The following is a 2849-nucleotide window of genomic DNA, read 5'->3' as shown; positions in this document are numbered from 1 at the left end:
GGCAGCTCCTACAGGGGTGGCGGCGTTGGGGGGATCGGATTGGCAGGCGTTTCTGCAGCAGCACAGTAAAAACAAGCTGCCCGACGACTTCAGCGCCCAGCTCGCCCAACTCGCCTACGCCCCCCGACGCCACCCTGCGCGCGCTCCCGGCCGAACAGCGCCAGGCGCTGTTTGACACCTGTCAATACTGGATGGAGCAGCACCATGTGGCAGCTTGATTACCCGTGGTTGTTGCTTCTGTTGCCGCTGCCGTGGCTGACCTTGCGTTATCTGCCGGCGTATCAGGAAGCCCGCAGCGCCGTGCGCGTGCCGTTTTTCGGCGCCATGAGCCGTGCCGTCGGGGAAGCGCCGAGCCGGGTTGGCAATCGTCAGAACCCTTGGCAACGGTTGCTGAATCTGTTGGTGTGGATGTTGATCCTGCTCGCCGCTGCGCGCCCGGTGTTCGTTGAAAAACCCATCGAGCGCCAGCAACCGGTGCGCGACCTGATGCTCGCCATCGACATCTCGCAATCGATGGAAACCGAAGATTTCAGCAATGCCGACGGCCAGAAAATCAATCGCCTCGCCGCCGTCAAACAGGTGGTGCAAGGGTTCATCGACAAGCGCAAGGACGACCGCATCGGCCTGATCGTGTTCGGCAGCGGCGCCTATCCGCAGGCGCCGCTGACCCTTGATCACGCCAGCCTGTCGCTGTTGCTGGCCGATACCGGCATCGGCATGGCCGGGCCGAACACTGCCATCGGTGACGCCATCGGCTTGAGTCTGAAACTGCTCGACCAGGCCCACGAGCAGCAGAAAGTGCTGATCCTGCTCACCGACGGCAACGACACCAGCAGTGCGATCACTCCTGACCACGCCGCCGAAATGGCCGCCAACAAAGGAGTGGTCATTCATACCATCGGCATCGGCGACCCGACGGCTTCCGGCGAGGCGCAGGTCAATCTGCGCGGGCTGCAACAGATCGCCCAGACCACAGGCGGACAGTTTTTCCGCGCCGAAGACCGCGCAGAACTGGATCAGGTCTACACCACCCTCGACCGCCTCACGCCACATCAGGTGAAAACCCTCAGTCATCAACCGCAACGCGAGCTGTTCCACTGGCCGTTGGGCGCGGCACTGGGGGTTGTTGGCGCTGTATCACCTCGGTGCCCTGCTACGCCCGCGCCTGGCGCTTGCCCGCCAGCGGCAGGAGGCCTGAATGGAGATCAATCTCGGTGACTTCCACTTCCTGCGCCCGCTGTGGTTGCTGCTCGCGCTGTTCGCCGCGCTGCTGCCGCTGCTCTGGCGCCGCAGCCGCGACCTGCAGCGCCGGCAACGCAACAACATCGCCGAACATTTGCTGCCGCACCTGCTGGTCACGCCAAAGGATCAGCAGCACCTGCGCCCGGTGCACTGGGTATGCGCGATGCTGCTCATCGGCGCCATTGCCGCCGCCGGGCCGACCTGGGAGCAGGATCGCCCGGACTTTCTGGAGAATCGTGCGCCGCTGATCGTCGCCATGGACCTGTCGCCGTCGATGGACGCCAACGACGTTCAGCCGACGCGGCTGGAAGCGGCCAAGCACAAACTGCACGACCTGATTCAGCGTCGCGCCGGCGCCCGCACCGCCTTGATCGCCTATGCCGGCAGCGCGCATCTGGTGTTGCCGCCGACCGACGATCCGGCGTTGCTCGACACCTTCATTCAGGCGCTGGGCACTGGCCTCATCGACAAACCCGGCAAGGACGTCAGCGCGGTCATCGAGCAGGCCAAACGCCTGCTCCGTGCCGAGAAAACCCCGGGCAGCCTGCTGCTGATCACCGACGGTGCCGACACCGCGCAATTCGATGGCCTCGCCAAACAACTCGATGACAGCCAGTTGCAAGTGCTGGTACTTGCGGTCGGCAATGAGGACGGCGGCATGATTCAGGGAGCCGGCGGACAGCCGAAAGTCGACAGCAACGGGCGCCCGGTAGTCGGCCGCTTCGATATGGTGGCGCTCAAGCAACTGGCCGCCGCTGCCGACGCGCCGCTGGGCAGCCTCACCCTCGACGACGATGATCTGGACTGGATCGAGTTGCACGCGCAACAACACTTCCAGAGTGCCAGCGCCGAACAACAGCAATTGCACTGGAAAGACGCCGGTTACTGGTTGTGCTGGCCCCTTCTTTTGTTGGCGCTGCTCGGTGTGCGCAAGGGCTGGAGCGTCAACTGGGTACCGGCGCTGCTGTTGGCCACAAGCCTTGGCTGGCCCGCCGCGCCCGCTCAGGCCAGTGCACTGACCGATGCATTCTTCACCCGCGATCAACAAGGGCGCTGGGCCGCCGAGCATGAGCATTGGCCGCAAGCGGCGGCGCTGTTTGTCGATCCGTACTGGAAAGGCGTGGCGGCCTATCACGCGGCGGACTACGACCTCGCGCTGGCCACCTTTGCCCGCCTGGACACAGCGCAAGCATGGTTTTATCTGGGCAACATTTACGTGCGGCGTTTCAAGTTCGATCAGGCGATTGCCGCTTACACCCAGGCCCTGCAAAGACAACCGCAATTTCCCGAAGCCACGGCCAATCTGGCGCTGGCGCAGGCGTTGCTCAAGGACACCGACAGCGCCGAAAAAAATGCCCCCGAAACCAAACCGGATGAAGTGAAATTCGACAAGGCGCCGGGCAAGGGTCAGAGCAAAAAAGTCGAGACCGAGCAGGCAGCGTCCGACGCGTTGTGGCTGCAGAACCTGAGCACCTCGCCAGCGAAGTTTCTCAAGCAGAAATTCAGTTTGCAGGATCAAACGGGGGCGAAACCATGAACCGGGTTGGCTTCATCGCTGGCAAGCCAGCTCCCACAAGGTTTTGCGCTGTTAACTCGATTGGCGATAA

At 63.3% G+C, this 2849-nt stretch carries 1 protein-coding gene and 2 pseudogenes; all 3 read left to right on the top strand.

Annotated features, from left to right (window positions below; all coding sequences use genetic code 11):
• Nucleotides 1–218, top strand: a pseudogene (locus tag HT737_RS32140) (DUF4381 family protein); the annotation flags it as partial.
• Nucleotides 205–1198: pseudogene (locus tag HT737_RS29000) on the top strand (VWA domain-containing protein). The pseudogenes HT737_RS32140 and HT737_RS29000, both read left to right, overlap by 14 nt.
• Complete coding sequence (locus HT737_RS28995; RefSeq protein ID WP_182404543.1) at nt 1199–2779, top strand: VWA domain-containing protein; 1581 nt, start codon at nt 1199–1201, stop codon at nt 2777–2779.
• Nucleotides 2780–2849: the final 70 nt, after the last annotated feature.

Source organism: Pseudomonas sp. MD195_PC81_125 (genome assembly GCF_014060985.1).
GTDB lineage: Bacteria > Pseudomonadota > Gammaproteobacteria > Pseudomonadales > Pseudomonadaceae > Aquipseudomonas > Aquipseudomonas parakoreensis.
Note: the sequence above shows the minus strand (reverse complement) of the source record. Positions and strands in the feature narration are given on the sequence as shown.

Coding starts and splice junctions, on each gene's coding strand:
- HT737_RS28995 (WP_182404543.1), top strand. CDS start 1,199: ATGGAGATCAATCTCGGTGACTTCCACTTCCTGCGCCCGCTGTGGTTG.